Here is a 19,312-nt window from a genome sequence, read left to right as displayed (position 1 = left end):
GCCATATTTTCCGGGGCATCAGTGTGCCTTGAGCGCCCGCCGGTACTGCACCGCCTCAGCCACATGCGTGAGCTGGACCGACTGCGCGCCGGCCAGGTCGGCTACCGTGCGCGCCACTTTAAGACAGCGGTGAATGCTGCGGCCCGACCAGCCCAGTCGCGCCGCCGCCGTGTTCAGGAATTTCGCGGCGGCTTCATCAAGCTGACACTGGGTGTCGATGGCCTTGCCCTGCAGCGCGTGATTGCTGCTGCCCTGGCGGGTCATGGCCCGTTCGCGCGCGGCGACCACGCGTTGCCGGATCGCAGCGGTGCTTTCGCCGGGCGGGGTGTTGATCAACTCGTCGGCCGCCAACGCGCCCACTTCCACGTGTATGTCGATGCGGTCCAACAATGGACCGCTGAGCTTGCCCTGATATCGCGAGACCTGGTCGGGCGAGCAACGGCAGGCGCGCAGCGAGGAGCCCAGATACCCGCAGGGGCAGGGGTTCATGGCGGCAATCAGCTGAAAACGCGCTGGAAATTCGGCGCGCTGGGCCGCGCGAGAGATCGTGATGGTCCCCGACTCCAGTGGTTCGCGCAGGGCCTCCAGCGCGGCACGCGGAAACTCCGGCAGCTCGTCAAGAAACAAAACGCCGTGATGGGCCAGCGAAATTTCACCCGGCTTGGGCGGTGAACCGCCACCGACCAGCGCGACGGCGCTGGCGGTGTGGTGCGGCGAGCATGTCGGGCGCTGGGCCCAGCGGTCCAGCGAAAAGCGGCCGCCCAGCGAGGCTATCGCCGCGCTTTGCAGCGCTTCTTCGGTGCTCATGGCCGGCAGCAGGCCCGCAAAGCGCTGCGCCAGCATGGACTTGCCCGAACCCGGTGCGCCCACCATGAGCACGCTGTGGCCGCCGGCTGCGGCAATTTCGAGTGCTCGTTTGGCCGCCGCCTGGCCCTTCACATCCGACAGGTCAGGATAGGCCGCTTCTTTGTGCGCTGCGCTGGGCTGCAAGCGTTCCCAGCCTGCCACGGTTTCGGGCAGCGTGTCGCCCGGCAGAAACTGGCGCACCACGTCGAGCAGGTGAGTGGCGCGATACACCTCCGTGCCCGGAACCAGCGCGGCTTCTTCGGCGCTGCCTTCGGGCAGCACAAGTCTGGGTTTGGCAGCGCCGGCATCCGGTCCCGGCAGCGCCAGACTCATGGCCAGCGCGCCGCGGATGGGGCGTAACTCGCCGCCCAGCGACAGCTCGCCGGCGAACTCGTAACCATTGAGTTTGCGGGTGTCGAGCTGGCCACTGGCCGCCAGGATGCCCAGCGCAATCGGCAGGTCGAAGCGGCCAGAATCCTTGGGCAGATCAGCCGGTGCCAGATTCACCGTGATGCGTTTGTTCCCGGGAAACTCCAGCCCGGTGTTCTGGATGGCAGAGCGCACGCGCTCACGTGCTTCCTTGACTTCCGTCTCGGCCAGGCCTACCAGCGTGAAGCTTGGCAGACCGTTGGCGAGGTGCACCTCGACGCACACAGGATGCGCTTGCATGCCCAGCAGGGCACGACTTTGCACTAAGGATAGGCTCATTGCTAGGTTCTCTCCCTTATGCACCACAAATGCGCATTCAGTGACGCACTAAATCGGTGCCAATCTTGTATCTATTCCAGTTCACTGTAACGCGGGACCCCCGTTATACGACGACGAACAAGCGCAAGGCCTACAAACTTTGGCACGCTCCGTGCTAAAGGAAACCAGTAATCAAGAAACATGTCCTTTCAACTTACCTTTGGAGCCATCGATGAAATTTAAAGCCACCCACATCGCCGTCGCAGCAGCTTTCCTCGCAGCAGGCAGTGCTTTTGCCCAAGCCGCAGCCCCCGCGCCGGAATCCACAGTGTCTTACAACATCGGTGCCACCACCGACTACCGCTATCGCGGAATTTCGCAATCGGGCAAAAAGCCTGCGATCAATGGTGGCATTGACTATGCGCACAGCAGCGGCTTTTACCTGGGCACCTGGGCTTCGAGCATCACCTGGATCAAGGATTCCACCGCCAACCCCAACACCACCAAGGGCCCGGTTGAAATCGATTTCTACGGCGGCTACAAAGGCTCCCTTGCCGAAGGCGTGGGTTACGACGTCGGTGGCCTGTACTACCTGTACGCCGGCAACAACATGAAGAAGACCCCCGGTTTCGTCAGCCCGAACACCTTCGAGCTGTACGGCGCCCTGACCTTGGGCATCGTCACCGCCAAGTATTCGCACTCGACCACCAACCTGTTCGGTACGGCCAACAGCAAGAACAGCGGCTACCTCGATCTGAGTGCCAACTTTGACCTCGGCTCGGGCTGGTCGATTGTTCCGCACATCGGTGCGCAGAAGATCAAGAACGGCAACTCCTATACCGACTACTCGGTCGCAGTCAACAAGGACATCGATGGCCTGATCTTCAGTCTCGCCGTCGTTGGCACCGACGGCCTTGGCGCTCCTTACACGCTGCCAGGCTCCGGCACCCGCGACCTTGCCAAAGACGGCCTGGTGTTCTCGATCAAGAAAAATTTCTGAAATAACACAGCATCCGCTGAGGTAAAGGAGAACTCATGAAACTAGTAACGGCCATCATCAAACCGTTCAAGCTGGACGAAGTGCGTGAAGCACTGTCCGGTATTGGCGTGCAGGGCATCACCGTGACCGAAGTCAAGGGCTTCGGTCGCCAGAAGGGCCACACCGAGCTGTACCGCGGTGCTGAATACGTCGTCGACTTTCTGCCCAAGGTCAAGATCGAAGCGGCCGTGTCCGACGAGCTCGTTGACCGTGTCATCGAAGCGGTTGAAGGCGCAGCCCGCACCGGCAAGATCGGCGACGGCAAGATTTTCGTCTACAACCTGGAGCAAGTAGTGCGCATCCGAACCGGCGAGACCGGCAAAGAAGCGCTGTAAGGCTCTACCCATCAAGAGGACATCAATATGAAAAAACTACTTGCCTCCCTGGCTTTGGGTTTAAGCCTGTTCAGCGGCGCTGCCGCTGTGCTGGCCCAGGCCCCTGTTGCTGCGCCCGAAGCTGCAGCACCTGCTGCTGCAGCAGCCACCCCCGCTGTGGCCGCACCGGCCGCTGCCGCAGCACCTGCTGCGCCCGTTGCCGTCCCTAACAAGGGCGACACCGCCTGGATGATGGTTTCGACCATGCTGGTCATCCTGATGACCATCCCTGGCCTGGCGCTTTTCTACGGCGGCCTGGTGCGCAGCAAAAACATGCTGTCGGTGCTGATGCAGGTCATGGTGACCTTCTCGATGATCGTGGTGCTGTGGTTCATCTACGGTTACAGCCTGGCGTTCACCGAGGGCAATGCCTTCTTTGGCGGCTTTGACCGGCTGTTCATGAAAGGTGTCTGGGACAACACTGCCGGCACCTTCGCCAACGCCGCTACCTTCAGCAAGGGCGTTGTGATTCCCGAGATCATCTTCGCAGCGTTCCAGGCCACCTTTGCCGGCATCACCTGCGCACTGATCGTCGGCGCCTTCGCCGAACGCATGAAGTTCTCCGCTGTGCTGATGTTCATGGTCATCTGGTTCACCTTCAGCTATGCCCCGATGGCCCATATGGTCTGGTTCTGGATGGGCCCTGACGCCTACACCGCCGCTGGCGTGGTCGACGAAATGACTTCCAAGGCCGGTTACATCTGGCAGTCGGGTGCGCTTGATTTTGCCGGCGGTACTGTCGTGCACATCAACGCCGCAGTCGCCGGTCTGATGGGCGCCTACATGGTGGGCAAGCGTATTGGTTACGGCAAGGAAGCCATGGCACCTCACAGCCTGACACTGACCATGGTCGGTTCGGCCCTGCTGTGGGTGGGCTGGTTCGGTTTCAACGCCGGCTCTGCCCTGGAAGCCAACGGCTTCGCCGCCCTGGCCTTCATCAACACCCTGGGTGCCACGGCAGCCGCGGTGCTGGCCTGGTGTGTCGGTGAAGCGCTGATGCGCGGCAAGGCCTCGATGCTGGGTGCAGCCTCCGGTGCTGTTGCTGGCCTGGTGGCCATTACGCCGGCAGCCGGTAACGTTGGTATCGGCGGCGGCCTGGTCATCGGTCTGATCGCTGGTTTCGCCTGTCTCTGGGGTGTCAACGGCCTGAAGAAATTGTTGGGCGCAGACGACTCGCTGGACGTGTTCGGCGTACACGGCATTGGCGGTATCGTGGGTGCGCTGCTGACCGGCGTGTTCAACTCGCCAAGCTTGGGCGGCCCTGGCTACGTGGCCGACTGGGTCACGGCTACCATGATCACGGCAGCGGATTACTCCATCGTCGGCCAGGTCTGGATTCAGCTCAAGGCGGTCCTGATCACCCTGGTATGGTCCGGTGTCGTGTCCTTCATCGCCTACAAGGTGGTGGACCTGACCATCGGCCTGCGTGTCAGCGAGGAAGACGAGCGCGAAGGCCTCGACATCACCTCCCACGGCGAAACCGCCTACAGCCGCTAACACCGGTACACGCCGCAGCTGCGGCAGCTGCGGCAGGATTCTGAATAACGAGAGTCTCCTTTGGATGTTTGGCCCGCAAGAACTTCGGTTCCTGCGGGCCATTTTTTCCCCTGAAGAGGCAACCGCGAAGGCAGCTCTTTGCAAGCAGGGGCCGCGGGTACGGCTTCGCCGGCCCGCAGGCGCAGCGCCCTCTCGGGGGGCAGGGAATTACGCGAAGCGAACGAACATGGGGGCCCAGTTTGCGATGCACAATGGCGCCATGAGCCCTGCCATCACCCTGTCCGGCGCCCGACTGCGTTGCGAGATCAAGCCCGAGCTGGGCGGCTGTATTGCCGGCCTGTGGCTGGACGATGTACCCGTGTTGCGCTCAACGCCGGCGGCCGAACTGGCCACCGTCCGCCTTTCGGGCAGCTACCCGCTGGTACCCTTTTCAAATCGGATCGGGCATGCCACGCTCAAGTGGCAGGGCACCAGCCACCCTCTGGTGCAGAACAACGGACCCGAGCCACATGCCATCCACGGGGTGGGCTGGCAACGGCCCTGGCAAGTGCTTGATCAGGGCGATGATCTGCTGATGCTGGCTTGCGAACACCGCGCCGACGCAGCCTGGCCGTTCGCCTTTGACGCCTCGCAGACTTTTCGCATCCGCGGCGATGTGCTGGAGCTGACGCTCAGCATGACCAACCAGTCGGCCGTGCCCGCACCGGCCGGGCTTGGCTGGCACCCTTACTTCGTCAAGCGCGCGGCCAGCCATGTCACGTTTGAGGCCAGCGGGCGCTGGGAAATGAGCGGCGAAAAATTGCCGACCTATCGTCAGCCTTCGGCCGGGCTGGACACCGACTGCAGCGGCCTTGATGTAGACCATTGTTTTGACGGCTGGACCGGCAGCGTCAGCCTGCGCGACGAGTTGCTGCACACACGTATCCACTCCAGCCTGAGCCGGCTGGTGGTCTTCACCAACGCGACGCGCGACTTTGTGGCGATCGAGCCGGTCAGCCATGTCAACAATGCTGTCAACCTGTTGCAGGCCGGTACCGCACGCGCCGAGGACCTGGGGCTGGAAGTGCTGGCGCCGGGTGAATCAATGAGCGCGCAAATGAGCATCCAGGTGGAGCACGCGCGGTGAGTGCGGCCTGGCAGGTGGTTTCAAAGGCGCCTTGCGAGGTCGGTGAGTCGCCGTTCTGGCACCCACAGGAACAACTGCTGTACTGGGTCGACATTCCCGGAAAAACCATTCACCGCAGCAATGTGTTCATGGGCACGGTGGAAAACTGGTCCATGACGGCGCCGCATGATCTGGAGCCCGGCTGCATCGCACCGGCGGCCGGCGGCGGGCTGGTGATCGCGCTGCGCGACGGCATCTACCGCGCACAAAGCTGGGGCGGGGCGTTGGAAGCACTCGCGGCGGCAGGCCATGACAGCGCGACCACCCGTTTCAACGACGGCAAGTGCGACCCATTGGGCCGCTTTTGGGCCAGCACCATCTACGAGCCACGCGATGCGCGCCAAGCGGCGTTGTTTTGCCTGCAAGGTGGCGCGCTGGAGCGTATGGCGGGCGACGCAACCGTCGGCAACGGCCTGGCCTGGTCGCTGGATAGCCGCACGCTGTACTGGTCCGACACCACCGCCCATGTGATCCGCGCCTGGGACTGGGACGCGGCCGGCAATGTGCTGTCCAGCCCGCGCGTGTTCATGCAGTTCCCCTTCAAACCGGCGGGCTGGCAGACTGGTCAGCCCGGTTATGGCGGCCGGCCCGACGGCGCGGCTGTGGACAGCCAGGGCAACTACTGGGTGGCGATGTTTGAAGGCGCGCGCGTGCTCAAATTGTCTCCCGCAGGGGAACTGCTGGATGACATCGCGACCCCGATGATGTGCCCGACCATGGTGTGTTTCGGTGGCGACGACCTGCAGACCCTGTACCTGACCAGCGCGCGCCACGGTCGGCCGGCCGCAGAACTGCAGGCCATGCCCTTGTCGGGTGCCGTGTTGTCCCTGCGCGTCGATGTGCCCGGCCTGCCAGTCAGCTTCTTTGCCGGTTGACGGTACCAGCGTAAAAAACGGAACGGCCACCGTTCAAAAAAATCAAACAGGCCCGCACTGGGCCGACTTACCATTCAAGCATCATGGATTCAGCGCTTCAATTGATCACCGACCAGGTGCGGGAGGCCGCAGCAGCCGGTACCGCCCTGCGCATACGCGGCGGTGGCAGCAAGGATTTTTACGGTGAGGCGTCCACCGGCGAATTGCTGGACACCACGCCGCTGTCTGGCATCACGAGTTACGAGCCCAGTGAGCTGGTGGTCACCGTGCGCGCTGGAACGCCGCTCGCCGAACTCGAGGCCGTGCTGGCCGAACGCGGCCAGTGCCTGCCGTTTGAACCGCCACATTTCGCGGGCGGCGCGACCGTGGGAGGCATGGTGGCGTCCGGATTGAGCGGTCCGGCGCGTGCCAGTGTGGGCGCGGTGCGCGACTACGTGCTGGGGGTGACCTTGCTTAACGGCAAGGCTGAGCTGCTGACTTTTGGCGGCCAGGTCATGAAAAACGTCGCCGGTTACGACGTCTCGCGCCTGATGTGCGGCGCGCTCGGCACACTGGGCCTGATCAGCGAGCTCAGCCTCAAGGTGTTGCCGTTGGCTCCGGCCGAGGCCACGCTGAAATTTCATATGAGCCAGGCTGAAGCACTGGCGCAACTCAACACCTGGGGTGGGAAACCGCTGCCGCTCAACGCCAGTTGCTGGGTCGACGATGCCGGAGCCCCGACGCTGTACCTGCGACTGCGCGGCGCTGTCGCGGCGGTGGAGGCTGCTTGCAAATCACTCGGCGGCGAGCGCCAGGATAACGCGGCCACCGCGCCCGACTGGACCCTGTGCCGCGACCAGCAGCTGCCGTGGTTCCTGGAGCGCGGGACGCGTGAGCTGTGGCGCCTGTCGGTGCCGCAAACGGCGCCGTTGCTGGACCTGCCTGAGCCGCCACTGGTCGAGTGGCATGGCGGCTTGCGCTGGGTGCGTGCCATGTCCGAAGATGCATCTCGCCTGCGCGCAGCCGCCGCCGCCGTGGGTGGAAGCGCTACGCTTTTTATAGCTGATGACGCCCGTCCGACAAGGGATGAAGGCCGATTTGGTACCCTGAAACCGCCGCTGAACCGGATTCACCGCCAGCTCAAGCAAGAGTTCGATCCGGCCGGAATTTTCAATCGCGGTCGACTCTACCCGGACTTTTGACGCCTGACTTCTGATGCAAACCCACCTCGCCCCCGAATTCAAAAACAGCGCCGACGGCCAGGCCGCCGAGGCGATTTTGCGCAAGTGTGTGCATTGCGGTTTCTGCACCGCGACCTGTCCCACCTACCAGTTGCTCGGTGATGAACTCGACGGGCCGCGCGGGCGCATCTACCTGATCAAGCAGGTGCTCGAAGGTGAAGTGCCGACGCGCAAGACGCAGATGCACCTGGACCGCTGCCTGACCTGCCGCAATTGCGAAACCACCTGCCCCAGCGGTGTGCAGTACGGCCACCTGATCGACATCGGCCGCAAGCTGGTGGATGAACGTGTGCCGCGCCCGGCCAGGGAGAAGGCTCTGCGCTGGGCGCTCAAGGAGGGGCTGCCTTCGCCGCTGTTTGCACCTGCCATGAAAGTCGGCCAGTCCGTGCGCAGCCTGCTGCCTGCGGCACTGCAAGCCAAGGTGCCGGCGCCGCAGCCGGCCGGAGTCTGGCCCCAGCGCGAGCACCCGCGCAAGGTGTTGATGCTGGCGGGTTGTGTGCAACCGGCCATGATGCCCAACATCAATTCGGCCACTGCGCGCGTGCTTGACGCCGCCGGCATCCAGACCGTGCTGGCGCCGAAAGCCGGTTGTTGCGGTGCCGTCAAGTTTCATCTGAACGACCAGGACGGCGGCAAGGCCGAGATGAAGAACAACATTGATGCGTGGTGGCCGTTTGTGGAAAGCGGGGTCGAGGCCATCGTCATGAATGCATCGGGCTGTGGCGTGACCGTCAAGGAGTACGGCTACCACCTGAAGCAGGATGCGGCCTATGCGGCAAAAGCGGCACGTATCAGCGGCCTCACGCGCGACCTCAGCGAGCTGCTGCCCGAGCTGGTGGCGCCGCTGCGTGCGAAGGTGTCGGCCCAGGCCGGCAATATTGCCTTTCACCCGCCCTGCACGCTGCAGCACGGCCAGCAATTGCGCGGTGGCGTTGAAAAATACCTGAACGAACTCGGCTTCAGGATCAGCACATCGCCGAACGAAGCACATCTGTGCTGCGGCTCGGCCGGCACCTACTCGGTGCTCAACCCGGAGATTGCGACGCAGTTGCGCGACCGCAAGCTAGGCCATCTGGGGGCTATCAAACCCGAGGTGATTGTGTCGGCCAACATCGGTTGCATCACCCATTTGCAAAGTGGCACGGCCACGCCGGTGCGGCACTGGGTGGAAGTGCTTGACGACGCCCTGACCCCAAGCCTCAACTGAAGTTGGCAGTCAGTTGCGGCCCAGTGCCTCGCGGTAGCGCCGGCTGCAGGCGACCTGGCTGCCGTCTTTCATGTGCAGGCGGGCGTCGCCGCTGTCGAGCGGCGCTATCTCAGCCACGCGGTCCAGGTTGACAGCGTAGCTGCGGTGCACCTGGACGAAGCGGGCCGGGTCCAGCTGGCCCAGGAAGTCCGCCAGGGTGGAGCGCAGCAGGTAATCGTGGCCGTTGACGTGGATGCCGACGTAGTTGCCCTGGGCCTGCAGCCATTCAATGTCCGCCGCAGCAATCAGGAATTCACTGCGCAGCTTGCGCACCAGAAAACGCTCGGGCCGCGCCGGCGGGGTGCCGGAGGGCGGTACGCCGGGCGCCGTTTCGGGGGCATCAAGCAGCCGCGCTTCGCCCTGTAGCCGCCGCAGCAGCAGGCGGTAGCCGAGCACGGCGCCAAGAATCAGCACATAACTGCGCACGTCCTTGAGGTACTCGTAGCCGAACACGCTGATCCAGTAGCCAGTGGTGTAGCTGGCGCCTGCGGCCGCATAAGCCGCCTTGCGCAGGGCCACCATCACCAGCACATGGGCGGCGCAGAACATCAGTGTGCCGGCCAGGTGCCAGGGCAGGTTGCGGCCCAGCGTGTCCCAGCGCAGGGGAAAGCGCCGTTCAAACGCAATCAGAACCGGAATCAGCAAACCGACGGTCAGGTTGCTCGACAGCTCCCAGGCCAGGGGCTGGACAAAGGGTGCGGTGCGCAGGTCTATCCAGGTTGTGATGCTGTTGGCCAGCATCTGAATTGTCAGCACGAGCACCCAGAAGCCGACTTCGGCGCGGCGGCGCCAGGGCTGGTAACGCGCCAGCCAGGTGCTTGTTTTGTCTGACATGGCGTCAGTCTAGAGCCTTGACAGGCCTTGGGGGAAGCGCCGCCATTTTTCGTCCCCAGCCGGCCACCACCCGTCACAAAACCCCCGGTACCCGTCCCATGCCTTCACCCGGGCGGCAGCATGGGCGTAAAAATCGCGACCGTTTGCGATGTTTGCTTTCAGGAGAAACCCATGAACCGCCGCCACGATATTGACGCCTTGCGCGCTCTGGCTTTTGCCCTCGTCATTCTCTACCACGTGGCCATGTATTACGTGGCCGGCTGGCACTGGCACATAAAAAGCCCGCATGCGGCTGAATGGCTGCAAATGCCGATGCGGGCGCTCAATTTGTGGCGCATGGACCTGGTTTTCCTGATCTCAGGACTGGCGCTCGGCTTTCTGCAGCGTGGCCAGAGCCGGCTGGCCCTGCTGCGCTCGCGCAGCTGGCGGCTTTTGTTGCCACTGGTATTTGGCATGGCGGTGGTGGTTCCCTTCCAGGCCTATGCACAGGGTGTGGCCAACGGCAGCATCGCGCCGGGATTCGGCGCTTTCCTGCTGCGTTACGCCACCGGTGGACCCTGGCCGAAAAATGCGTTTGACGGCTCGGACTTCGGCATGACCTGGAACCACCTCTGGTACCTGCCTTATCTGTGGCTTTACACCAGCGTGCTGATAGTGCTGCTCCCCATGCTGCAGTTGGTCGCCGGGCAGCGCCTGCGCAGTGCTTTTACACGCTTGCGGGGTACTGCGCTGCTGATCGTGCCGGCTTTGCCGCTGATGGCCTGGTCGCTGTTGCTCTGGCCGCATTTTCCGCCCACATATGACCTGATCGGCGACGGCTGGCTGCACGCGGTGTATTTCACGCTGTTTCTCTACGGCTGGTGGATAGGGACGGACCCACACTGGTGGGCTGAGACGGCCCGGTTGCGCTGGCCGTCGCTGGGTATCGCCCTGGCATTGCTGGCGCTCTACATGGGACTGCGCGCGCTACCGGCCGGGCTGGCCGTGCCGCGCCAGTTGCTGCGCCTGATCGCTGACCTGCATGTGTGGACGGCGCTGCTGGCCATTCTCGGCTTGGCCCATGTGACGCTCAATCACCCCTGGCGCTGGCTGCCCTGGGCCAACGAGTCGGTCTATCCCTGGTATGTGCTGCACCAAACCCTCATCATCGTGGGGGTCTGGTGGCTGGCGCCGCTGCGGCTGGGACCCGTGCAAGAGCCGGTTTTGCTGGTGGCGGGCACGGTGCTCGCTTGCTGGGCGCTGACTGGCTGCGTGCGCCGCACGCCCTGGCTGCGGCCGCTGTTCGGGCTCAAGCGTTCAACGCGGCTTCCACGTCTTTCGCCAGGTCGGCCGGCTTGTCCGTCGGCGCATAACGCCTGATCACCTGGCCGTCCTTGCCCACCAGAAATTTGGTGAAATTCCACTTGATGGACTTGCTACCCAGCAGGCCGGGCGCTTCGGAAGACAGCCACTTGTACAGCGGATGCGCGGCCGGACCGTTGACATCGATCTTGCCCATCATCGGAAAACTCACGCCGTAGTTGACCTGGCAGAACTCGGCGATTTCACCGTCAGCGCCGGGATCCTGCGAGCCAAACTGGTTGCACGGGAAACCCAGCACCACCAGGCCCTTGCCGGTGTAGGCCTTGTGCAGCTCCTGCAGCCCGCCGAACTGCGGTGTGAAGCCGCACTTGCTGGCGGTATTGACGATCAGCATGACCTTGCCGCGGTATTCTGACAGCGAAATGTCCTGCCCGTTGATCTGCTGGGCTTGGAAGTCGTAAATGCTGCTCATGGTGTCCTCATGATTGGATCTGTCACTGTACTGCAGCGAGCGAATCGCGGGGGCTATTTCTGCGGAGCCGGAGCGAGCGCCGCCAGCAAGGCAGCCAGCACGATCAGGCTTCCGCCCAGCAAGGTGCGCGGGCTGAACTCGGCCGCACCCAGCAGGGCGGCGGACGCGCTGGCAAACAGGATTTCGGTCAACATCACAATCGCTGTGGTGCTGGCGGCCAGTCGCGCCGCGCCATATTGCAGCGCCATGTTGCTGACCAGGAAGGCCAGGCTCAGGCCCAGCGCCACCGGCAGCCAGGCGCCGCTCCACAGCGGTACGCTCACGATGCCGCCGGCCAGACCCAGCAACGCCGCGCCGGTGGCCAGCATCGCGCCGCCACCGAACATGGCCATCATGCGCGACGCGCTGGGCGTGTACTCCAGCTTGCGGAGCATCACATTGGTTCCGGCGAAACTGAGCCCACCCATCAGCGCCAGCCAGTCTGCCGCGTCCTGCGGCAACGGCCAGGGTGACGTGGGCTCCTTGAGCACGATCAGCACGCCGGCCATGGCCAGCATCAGGCGCAGCAGCGAAGCGCGTGTCGGTTGCTCGCCCAGCACCGCCCAGGCTAACAGCACCGACCACGCCGGCATCAGGTAAAACAGCAGCACCACGCGCACCACATCGCCGACGGTGACGGCCCAGTTGAAGCCGACATTGGTCAGGCCGGCGGCGACGGCCAGCCACCAGAGCTGCGGATGCTGCGCGAAGCTGCGCCAGCCGCCGGGTCGCCATGCCGAGATGCAGGCCAGGCAGAAGAAGTAGATCAGCGCGGTGGACCAAAGCGGGTGCAGGCCCATGGACTGCAGTTCGCGAAACGGCCACCAGGACACGCCCCAGACGAAAGCATTGCAGACCAGGGCGCCGATGGCTAGTGCGGTGGCGCGGGGGCTCACCGTGCCACCCCGGCCATAGGCTGAAAGCTGCGCGCAGGCGCATGAACCATCGCGCCGTCCCGCATCAGTGCGACTTGTCGCTGCGCGCGATACTCAGCAGGTGTTCAAGCTGCTCTTTGTGCTTGATGCAATTGCTCTTGTGCCAGCGCTGGATCAGCCACATGAAGCCCGCGACCACCACGCCAAAGGTGGTGATGGCGCCGAAGGCCGACAGGCCCATGCCGGTGGACAGGCTGTAACCGGCGCCCAGTGCCAGGATGCAGGCCTGCTCGTTGAAGTTCTGCACAGCAATCGAGCGGCCGGCGCCCATCAGGTTGTGGCCGCGGTGCTGCAGCAGGGCGTTCATCGGCACCACCAGGAAGCCGCCCAGACCGCCCAGCAAAATCAGGAAGGGCGCAGCCACCCAGACGTTGTTGATGAAGTTCATCAAAATCACCAGCACACCCATGGCAATGCCCAGCGGCATCACCATGGTTGCGTGCTCCAGCCGCATACGCATCGACGCCAGGATGGCGCCAAAAGCGGTGCCTATGGCCACCACGCCAACCAGCGAGGAAGCCTGCGTGGTGCTATAGCCCAGCGCCGCGGCACTCCAGGCCAGCACGATGTAACGCAGGTTGCCAGAGACGCCCCAGAACAAGGTGGTGGTGGCCAGCGAGATCTGTCCGAGCTTGTCGCGCCACAGCGCCGAATTGCAGTTCCAGAAGTCGGGCAACAGCTCAAGCTTGTTGCGCGGCATGGCACGCATTTCAACACCGGTGTGCGGGATGCGTGTGTTGAACCAGGCGGCCAGCGCGTACAGCAAAATCAGTGCGCAGATGGCGGCTTCAGGCGGGGAGTCGATGCCGGTGGCGAAAATTGGGAAGTCAAAGGTCAGCAGCAGGTGCGATACGGAATGGCCGACCAGTTGGCCACCCAGCAACACGCCAAGAATGATGGAGGCAATCGTCAGGCCCTCGATCCAGCCGTTGGCCTTGACCAGTTGCGAGGCCGGCAGCAGTTCGGTCAGGATGCCGTACTTGGCTGGAGAATAGGCGGCGGCGCCCAGGCCGACAATCGCATAGGCCAGCAGCGGGTGCGTGCCGAACAGCATCATCAGGCAGCCGACCACCTTGATGGCGTTGCTGATGAACATCACCTTGCCCTTGGGCTGCGCGTCGGCAAAAGCGCCGACAAAAGGCGCGAGCACCACATAAAACAGCGCAAACATGGGAACCAGCGCGGCCGGCTGCCATTTGGGCGCACCCCCGGTTCGGAGCAACTCGACGGCGGCGACGAACAGCGCATTATCAGCCAACGAGCTGAAAAACTGGGCCGCCATGATGGTGTAAAAACCGCGCTTCATTAAACTGTTTTGGTCGCCATTGTGAATGCAGCAGGCTGGCTGATGCCACAAGATAAAGTGAATGTCTCCTGACGATCAAGGTTTATAGCACGCGGCAAGCTGGCAAAATCCATAAATTGACCTTGCATTCCCTGTGTTAACCCGTGGCGCCGCCCTCCCTCCCTCCGTCCCACCCAGCCCCTTGCCATGCCCCGTCCGATTCTCTCCACCATCCACACCGCCGCGCTTGGCCACAATCTGGCGCGCGTGCGCGCGGCAGCGCCGGACGCGCGGGTCTGGGCAGTGGTCAAAGCCAATGCCTACGGCCACGGCATCGAACGGGCGTTTGAAGGCCTGCGCGGTGCCGACGGTTTTGCCCTGCTGGATCTGGACGAGGCGCGGCGCATGCGCGCGCTGGACTGGCGCGGCCCCATCCTGCTGCTGGAAGGCTGCTTTGAGTTGCGCGACCTTGAACTGTGTTCACGCCTTGGCCTGTGGCACACAGTGCACTGCGACGAACAGATTGACATGCTGGCCACGCACAAGACCCAGTTGCCGCACCGGGTGTTCCTGAAAATGAACTCGGGCATGAACCGCCTGGGTTTCACGCCCGCGCGCTACCGCGCCGCGTGGACGCGGCTCAACGCCTTGCCGCAAGTCGAAGAAATCTCGCTGATGACGCACTTCAGTGACGCCGACGGCACCAAGGGCATTGCCGCGCAACTCCAGGCCTTTGAAGCTGCCACGCATGACCTGCCCGGTGAACGCACGCTGAGCAACAGTGCCGCCGCCCTGCGCCATGGTGCGGCCATCGGGGAAAAATCCGACTGGGTACGACCGGGCATTGCTGTGTACGGCAGCTCGCCCGACTTTCCTGAACACAGTGCCACCGACTGGGGCTTGCTGCCGACCATGACACTGGCGTCAAAAATCATCGGCGTGCAGAACCTGGTGGCCGGCGACACGGTAGGTTACGGCTCCAGCTTCACCGCCGACGGCCCACTGCGCATCGGTGTCTTGGCCTGCGGTTATGCCGACGGTTACCCCCGGCACTGCACCACCGGCACACCGGTGCTGGTGGGCGGTGTGCGCTGCCGGATGGTTGGGCGGGTCAGCATGGACATGCTCACGGTGGACCTGACGCCGGTGCCCGAGGCCGGCATCGGGTCTGATGTAACGCTGTGGGGGCAATCCGCCACAGGCGTGGTGTTGTCCATCGATGAGATCGCGCGGGCGGCGGGTACGGTGGGGTATGAGCTGATGTGTGCACTGGCGCTGCGGGTGCCGGTGGTGGTGACGGACTAGTTTCCGGGCTTGTCACCCCGGACCGGTGGAGGCAGAACAAGGGCTCGGATCTCCCGCCTGTCATCCCGGACTTGATCCGGGATCCATGTGGGCAATCCCCGAGCACCGTTCGGGCTGAGCCTGTCGAAGCCATCTTTGCCTCAAGGCTTCAGGTCCTCCAACAAGCCGGGGGTTGCCCGGCGGCAACTCACTTTCTTTTTGCGTCGCCAAAAAGAAAGTAAGCAAAGAAAAAGGCGACCCGATGGTCTGGGTCCCCTTCGCTTGCGCTCAGGGGCAACCTGCGGTGCTCGCTGAAAATGGGGTCGAGCTCGAACTCGCTGCGCTCAGACAATCGCTCGCCCTGATCCATTTTCGGCTGCGCTCCTCGGCCCAGCCCGACGGGTGGGGAACAAACTAATCGGGGAAAGAATCCGGAGTGCATGAAGCGCGCAGCGCTTCATGCACGGGAATCCCAACGAACGGTCATGTTTGCACGTGAGCGCAGCGCACGCGGCCAAATGAGGCTCCCTTCCCTCGCCCAGCGGGGCGAGGGAAGGGCGGGGGGTTGGGAGTGGGGAGTCAGGCCTTGCTGTCTTCTGCATACCCGGGTGCTGGAGCTGGCCCCGCTACGGCGCGCTGGGAGTTTCAGCGCTTCCTCAGCCCCAGTACCATCACCGCGCCCACCACCAGCAACGCGCCGGCCACCTGCACCGGCGCAATCTCCTGGCCCAGGATCAGCCAGGCCAACACCAGCGCAAACACCGGCTCCACATTCATGATGGCCGAGTTGCCGACCACGCCGAGTTTCGGCAGCACGGTGAACATGATGGTGAAGGCCGTGCCGTAGAGAAAAGTCAGCGCCGCCAGGCCGGCCCAGCCGGCCACTGCCTGCGGCAAGTGAAAACCGCCCTGAGCACCCACCATCGCCAGAGCGATCAGGCCGGCCACCGTCATGGTGGTGGCGGTGCGCACGCGGCCGTCCACGTCGGCGGTTTCCTGCTGGGTGACGACCAGTGCCAGACCGAAGGTGCCGGCCGCTGCCAGGGCAAACGCCGCGCCCGCGCCTATGCGTGCCCATTGCCCGGAAGCGCCCAGGCCCGAGGCGGCGCCGAACACGTCCAGCGCCAGCGCCAGCCCGACCAGAATTACCGGCATCGCGATCAGCATGGCGCGTTCCGGCTTCTGGCGGTACACCACTGCGGCCCACAGCGCGGTCCAGATCGGGTAAGTGTTGAAGGCCAGCAGGGCCAAGGCCACCGGCAGGCGCGCCACGGCCGAGTAAAGACACAGGCTCTGGATGCCGATCAGCAGCCCAATCAGCGGCAACATGCGTTTGTGGCGCGCGCTGAAGCTGACACGCACGCGTGCCACCGCCAGCAGCGCCACGATGACCAGCGTGGTGACGCCGCTGCGGAACACCACCGCGGTTGCCACATCCACGCCATTGTTGAAGGCGATGCGCGCGGCCACATGGTTGGCGCCCATCATCAGCGCGATCAGCAGCAAGGTGGCAAAGGCGGTGCCGCTGATGGCTTTGGTGTTGGCCATCAGTACAAACCGCGGACGCGGGCATGGAGACGTGAAAGTCCCAGCAAGGCGTCGGTGAAAGGTGTCGGCACCTGGGTCAGTTCCCCCAGCTCCTTGACCACCGTGACCAGGGCGTCAAGTTCGACCTCCTTGCCGGATTCCACATCCTGCAGCATGGAGGTCTTGAAAGCGCCGAGCTTGAGTGTGACCGCATGCCGGTCTTCCGGTTGCTGGTCTATTGGTATGCCGATGCGTGCGCCTATTTCTTTCGCTTCGAGCATCACTTTCGAAATGAAATCGCGCACCAGCGGATCGCCCAGGATCAGGTCGGTGGTGGCGCCGGTAAAGGCACTGATCGGGTTGACCGTCATGTTGCCCCAGAGTTTGTACCAGCTGTCCTTCTGGATTTGCTCCGACACCGCGACCTCGTGGCCGGAATGCTCCAGCAGCGCCGCCAGCGCTAACACGCGCGCGCTTTTTTCGCCCGAGGGTTCGCCAATGATGAGCTTGTTGCCGAAGTGATTCTTCACAAAAGCCGGGCTGTTGAGCGAGCAGCTCGCGTGCACCACGCAACCGATGATGTGGCGCGAAGGAATGGCGGCGGCAATTGCGCCGTCCGGGTCCACGGCTTTGAGCCGCGTGCCGGCGTACTGCGCCCCGAAGCCTTCAAAAAACCACCAGGGCACGCCGTTCATGGCGGTCAATACGATGGTGTCGGGTCCGATCAGCGGCGCGATGGCGTTGGCGACCTCGGCCAGCGCCGGTGCCTTTACCGCAATGATGACGAGGTCCTGCACGCCGAGTGCCGCCGGGTCGGCACTGGCCTTGACCTTGACCGAGGCGATCACATCACCCGTCTGCAGCCGCAAGTCGTGTTGCTGCAGCGCCGCCAGGGTCCCACCGCGCGCCACCAGGCTGAGCGCGCAGCCGGCTTGCGCCAGCTTCACGCCCATCCAGCCGCCGATTGCGCCGGCGCCGTAAATGCATACTTTATTGATCAAATTGGCCTCCGGCCCATCCCCTGCGGGCATTGTTCGCTCTAGTTTTTATAGCTGTCATCGATCCGGTCGACCTGCCGCACCAGCGCATCGAAGACGTCCTGTCCGGCGCCGAACTGCGCGTCGAACTGAAAGGAATCGTGGGTGGTCTTTTTTGCCACGGCTTCGGGCACGGCAATCGCTGGCCCCATCGCCGCCTGCGCGAGCTGGATGTCGCAGGCGCGCTGCAAGGTCCACAGCCGCACAAAACACAGCGGCAAGGTTGATGCCCAGGCCAGCAGACCGTGGTTGCGCAGGATCACCACCGGCTTGTTGCCGATGTTTTTGAGCAGGCGCGGCGCCTCGTCGGCATGGATGGTGATGCCCTCGAAGTCGTGATAGGCCACCAGATCGTGAAGCTGCGCCGAGTAAAAATTGTTCTGCGCCAAGCCGCCCTCAGTGCAGGCCACGGCCACGCCGGCGGTGGTGTGGGTGTGCATCACGCAATGTGCGTCGGGCAGGCCATCGTGGAGAGCCGCATGTACCGTGAAGCCAGCCGGATTGACCGGCCAGGGGTTGTTGTCGAGCTTTTTGCCCTGCAGGTCGATCTTGAGTAGCTTGCTTGCCGTGACTTCGGAGTAGTGCAGGCCGAAGGGGTTGATCAGGAACTGTTTGTCGCCACCGGTTACGCTGTCCGGCAGGCGCACCGTGATGTGGTTGTAAATCATCTCGGTCCAGCCCAGCATGGCGAAGACGCGGTAACAGGCGGCCAGTTGCAGGCGGGCGGTCCACTCCTCGGGATGCATGGTGGCGGGTGGCGGGTTCAGGACGGCGTTCATGGTTCGGGCTCCGGATGAAGGGTGTGTCAGTAGGTCTTGCCGACCGGCGCGACGCTGATACTGGTTTTGAAGCTGGCGGCCAGCGCGCTGGTATGGCGCACCAGCAGATTGGTGTCCAGGCCAACAGCGACAAAAGTGCAACCGAGGGCGATGTAGTGGCGTGCCAGTTTTTCGTCGGTGGTCAGGATGCCGGCCGCCTTGCCGGACCGGATGATGCGTGCGATCGCCGACTCGATGGCCGCCTGTACCTTCGGATGGCCAGGGTTGCCGACATGACCCAGCGAGGCCGACAGGTCGGCCGGGCCGATAAAGACGCCATCTATACCGTCCACAGCAGCAATCGCGTCGAGGTTGTCCAGCGCGGTTTGCGTTTCGGCCTGCACCAGCAGGCAGACCTGTGCATTGGCCTCATGCGCGTAGCCGGGAATGCGGCCCCAGCGCGAGGCGCGCGCGCCGGCCATGCCGCGTATGCCGCCGATGTCCGTGCCCTGCGCATCGTATTGCGGGTAACGCGTGGCGCGCACCAGCGCGGCGGCCTGCCCGGCGGTATCGACCATGGGTACCAGCAGTGTCTGCACGCCGATGTCCAGGTACTGTTTGATCAGCGCTTCGCCGATATGGCCGTGGCCCATGGGCACGCGCGCAATCGGGTGCGAGGGGTAGGCCGCCACCACCTGCAGTTGCGCCAGGATGCTGCGCACATCGTTGGGCGCATGTTCGCCGTCGATCAGCAGCCAGTCGAAACCGGCGCCAGCGCAGATCTCGGTGCTGTAGGCATCGGCCAGGCTGACCCACAGGCCGATCTGCGTCTGTCCGGCGGCGATCGCCTGCTTGAAGGTGTTGGCGGTTGTTTGCATGATTTGTGCTTG

Annotated in this window: 18 protein-coding genes; 9 read left to right on the top strand and 9 right to left on the bottom strand. The window is 63.8% G+C overall.

The features are described 5' to 3' along the window. Positions 1 to 18 precede the first annotated feature (18 nt). Complete coding sequence (locus IEX16_RS02765) at positions 19 to 1,554, bottom strand: YifB family Mg chelatase-like AAA ATPase (RefSeq protein WP_188706390.1); 1,536 nt, start codon at positions 1,552 to 1,554, stop codon at positions 19 to 21. A 211-nt stretch (positions 1,555 to 1,765) separates the two neighbouring features. Here IEX16_RS02765 and IEX16_RS02760 point away from each other — a divergent pair, with 211 nt between their 5' ends. The 7 genes from IEX16_RS02760 (at position 1,766) to glcF (ending at position 8,910) form a co-directional block, all read left to right on the top strand. After that, a complete protein-coding gene (locus tag IEX16_RS02760) occupies positions 1,766 to 2,533 on the top strand; it encodes a TorF family putative porin (RefSeq protein ID WP_188706389.1) in 768 nt (255 codons plus the stop codon). Between the two features lie 35 nt (positions 2,534 to 2,568). Beyond that, the gene (gene glnK, locus IEX16_RS02755; RefSeq protein ID WP_188706387.1) at positions 2,569 to 2,907 is read left to right on the top strand and encodes a P-II family nitrogen regulator; all 339 of its coding nucleotides are present in this window, start codon (positions 2,569 to 2,571) and stop codon (positions 2,905 to 2,907) included. Between the two features lie 27 nt (positions 2,908 to 2,934). Further along, the gene (gene amt / locus IEX16_RS02750) at positions 2,935 to 4,443 is read left to right on the top strand and encodes an ammonium transporter (protein ID WP_188706385.1); all 1,509 of its coding nucleotides are present in this window, start codon (positions 2,935 to 2,937) and stop codon (positions 4,441 to 4,443) included. A gap of 259 nt (positions 4,444 to 4,702) precedes the next feature. Then, on the top strand, positions 4,703 to 5,569 hold the full coding sequence (locus IEX16_RS02745) for an aldose 1-epimerase (protein ID WP_188706383.1): 867 nt from the start codon (positions 4,703 to 4,705) through the stop codon (positions 5,567 to 5,569). Beyond that, on the top strand, positions 5,566 to 6,483 hold the full coding sequence (locus IEX16_RS02740; RefSeq protein ID WP_188706382.1) for an SMP-30/gluconolactonase/LRE family protein: 918 nt from the start codon (positions 5,566 to 5,568) through the stop codon (positions 6,481 to 6,483). The genes IEX16_RS02745 and IEX16_RS02740 overlap by 4 nt, the downstream gene beginning before the upstream one ends. Positions 6,484 to 6,566: 83 nt before the next feature. Beyond that, positions 6,567 to 7,664, top strand: coding sequence for a glycolate oxidase subunit GlcE (glcE, locus tag IEX16_RS02735; RefSeq protein ID WP_188706380.1), 1,098 nt, complete (start codon positions 6,567 to 6,569; stop codon positions 7,662 to 7,664). Between the two features lie 13 nt (positions 7,665 to 7,677). Continuing rightward, positions 7,678 to 8,910, top strand: coding sequence for a glycolate oxidase subunit GlcF (gene glcF / locus IEX16_RS02730; RefSeq protein ID WP_188706378.1), 1,233 nt, complete (start codon positions 7,678 to 7,680; stop codon positions 8,908 to 8,910). Between the two features lie 9 nt (positions 8,911 to 8,919). On the opposite strand, the gene IEX16_RS02725 is transcribed toward glcF, so the two are convergent. Continuing rightward, a complete protein-coding gene (locus tag IEX16_RS02725; RefSeq protein ID WP_188706376.1) occupies positions 8,920 to 9,783 on the bottom strand; it encodes a LytTR family DNA-binding domain-containing protein in 864 nt (287 codons plus the stop codon). A gap of 171 nt (positions 9,784 to 9,954) precedes the next feature. On the opposite strand from IEX16_RS02725, the gene IEX16_RS02720 reads away from it, so the two are divergent. Continuing rightward, positions 9,955 to 11,142, top strand: coding sequence for an acyltransferase family protein (locus tag IEX16_RS02720; RefSeq protein ID WP_188706374.1), 1,188 nt, complete (start codon positions 9,955 to 9,957; stop codon positions 11,140 to 11,142). Here IEX16_RS02720 and IEX16_RS02715 read toward each other — a convergent pair. From IEX16_RS02715 to lplT, 3 genes are all read right to left on the bottom strand, one after another. After that, complete coding sequence (locus tag IEX16_RS02715; protein ID WP_188706371.1) at positions 11,072 to 11,557, bottom strand: glutathione peroxidase; 486 nt, start codon at positions 11,555 to 11,557, stop codon at positions 11,072 to 11,074. The two genes, IEX16_RS02720 and IEX16_RS02715, sit on opposite strands and share 71 nt — an antisense overlap. Before the next feature lie 53 nt (positions 11,558 to 11,610). Continuing rightward, positions 11,611 to 12,492, bottom strand: coding sequence for a DMT family transporter (locus tag IEX16_RS02710; RefSeq protein WP_188706368.1), 882 nt, complete (start codon positions 12,490 to 12,492; stop codon positions 11,611 to 11,613). Between the two features lie 64 nt (positions 12,493 to 12,556). Then, positions 12,557 to 13,837: a lysophospholipid transporter LplT gene (lplT, locus tag IEX16_RS02705; RefSeq protein ID WP_188706366.1), complete on the bottom strand. Its 1,281-nt coding sequence runs from the start codon at positions 13,835 to 13,837 to the stop codon at positions 12,557 to 12,559. 186 nt (positions 13,838 to 14,023) lie between these two features. Between lplT and alr the strand changes: the two genes are divergently transcribed. Next, positions 14,024 to 15,121, top strand: coding sequence for an alanine racemase (gene alr, locus IEX16_RS02700; RefSeq protein ID WP_188706364.1), 1,098 nt, complete (start codon positions 14,024 to 14,026; stop codon positions 15,119 to 15,121). 624 nt (positions 15,122 to 15,745) lie between these two features. On the opposite strand, the gene IEX16_RS02695 is transcribed toward alr, so the two are convergent. The 4 genes from IEX16_RS02695 to IEX16_RS02680 are packed head-to-tail and all read right to left on the bottom strand — an operon-like array spanning position 15,746 to position 19,300. Next, positions 15,746 to 16,648 (bottom strand): DMT family transporter, encoded by a 903-nt coding sequence (locus IEX16_RS02695; protein ID WP_188706362.1) that lies wholly within the window; start codon positions 16,646 to 16,648, stop codon positions 15,746 to 15,748. After that, on the bottom strand, positions 16,648 to 17,628 hold the full coding sequence (locus IEX16_RS02690; RefSeq protein WP_268236584.1) for a 2-dehydropantoate 2-reductase: 981 nt from the start codon (positions 17,626 to 17,628) through the stop codon (positions 16,648 to 16,650). The genes IEX16_RS02695 and IEX16_RS02690 overlap by 1 nt, the downstream gene beginning before the upstream one ends. A gap of 38 nt (positions 17,629 to 17,666) precedes the next feature. Beyond that, the gene (locus IEX16_RS02685; RefSeq protein WP_188706358.1) at positions 17,667 to 18,443 is read right to left on the bottom strand and encodes a class II aldolase/adducin family protein; all 777 of its coding nucleotides are present in this window, start codon (positions 18,441 to 18,443) and stop codon (positions 17,667 to 17,669) included. 26 nt (positions 18,444 to 18,469) lie between these two features. Further along, positions 18,470 to 19,300, bottom strand: coding sequence for an aldolase/citrate lyase family protein (locus IEX16_RS02680; RefSeq protein ID WP_188706356.1), 831 nt, complete (start codon positions 19,298 to 19,300; stop codon positions 18,470 to 18,472). Positions 19,301 to 19,312 lie beyond the last annotated feature (12 nt).

Source organism: Polaromonas eurypsychrophila, assembly GCF_014641715.1.
GTDB lineage: Bacteria > Pseudomonadota > Gammaproteobacteria > Burkholderiales > Burkholderiaceae_C > Polaromonas > Polaromonas eurypsychrophila.
The sequence above is the reverse complement of the archived record's forward strand: the minus strand, read 5'-3'. Positions and strand labels throughout refer to the sequence as shown.

Bases quoted from the DNA above. Each gene is read 5' to 3' on its own strand.
- IEX16_RS02695 (WP_188706362.1), bottom strand. From the start codon at position 16,648: ATGGCCAACACCAAAGCCATCAGCGGCACCGCCTTTGCCACCTTGCTG.
- IEX16_RS02680 (WP_188706356.1), bottom strand. From the start codon at position 19,300: ATGCAAACAACCGCCAACACCTTCAAGCAGGCGATCGCCGCCGGACAG.
- lplT (WP_188706366.1), bottom strand. From the start codon at position 13,837: ATGAAGCGCGGTTTTTACACCATCATGGCGGCCCAGTTTTTCAGCTCG.
- glcF (WP_188706378.1), top strand. From the start codon at position 7,678: ATGCAAACCCACCTCGCCCCCGAATTCAAAAACAGCGCCGACGGCCAG.
- IEX16_RS02720 (WP_188706374.1), top strand. From the start codon at position 9,955: ATGAACCGCCGCCACGATATTGACGCCTTGCGCGCTCTGGCTTTTGCC.
- IEX16_RS02745 (WP_188706383.1), top strand. From the start codon at position 4,703: ATGAGCCCTGCCATCACCCTGTCCGGCGCCCGACTGCGTTGCGAGATC.
- IEX16_RS02725 (WP_188706376.1), bottom strand. From the start codon at position 9,783: ATGTCAGACAAAACAAGCACCTGGCTGGCGCGTTACCAGCCCTGGCGC.
- glcE (WP_188706380.1), top strand. From the start codon at position 6,567: ATGGATTCAGCGCTTCAATTGATCACCGACCAGGTGCGGGAGGCCGCA.
- glnK (WP_188706387.1), top strand. From the start codon at position 2,569: ATGAAACTAGTAACGGCCATCATCAAACCGTTCAAGCTGGACGAAGTG.
- IEX16_RS02715 (WP_188706371.1), bottom strand. From the start codon at position 11,557: ATGAGCAGCATTTACGACTTCCAAGCCCAGCAGATCAACGGGCAGGAC.
- IEX16_RS02765 (WP_188706390.1), bottom strand. From the start codon at position 1,554: ATGAGCCTATCCTTAGTGCAAAGTCGTGCCCTGCTGGGCATGCAAGCG.
- IEX16_RS02685 (WP_188706358.1), bottom strand. From the start codon at position 18,443: ATGAACGCCGTCCTGAACCCGCCACCCGCCACCATGCATCCCGAGGAG.
- IEX16_RS02760 (WP_188706389.1), top strand. From the start codon at position 1,766: ATGAAATTTAAAGCCACCCACATCGCCGTCGCAGCAGCTTTCCTCGCA.
- amt (WP_188706385.1), top strand. From the start codon at position 2,935: ATGAAAAAACTACTTGCCTCCCTGGCTTTGGGTTTAAGCCTGTTCAGC.
- alr (WP_188706364.1), top strand. From the start codon at position 14,024: ATGCCCCGTCCGATTCTCTCCACCATCCACACCGCCGCGCTTGGCCAC.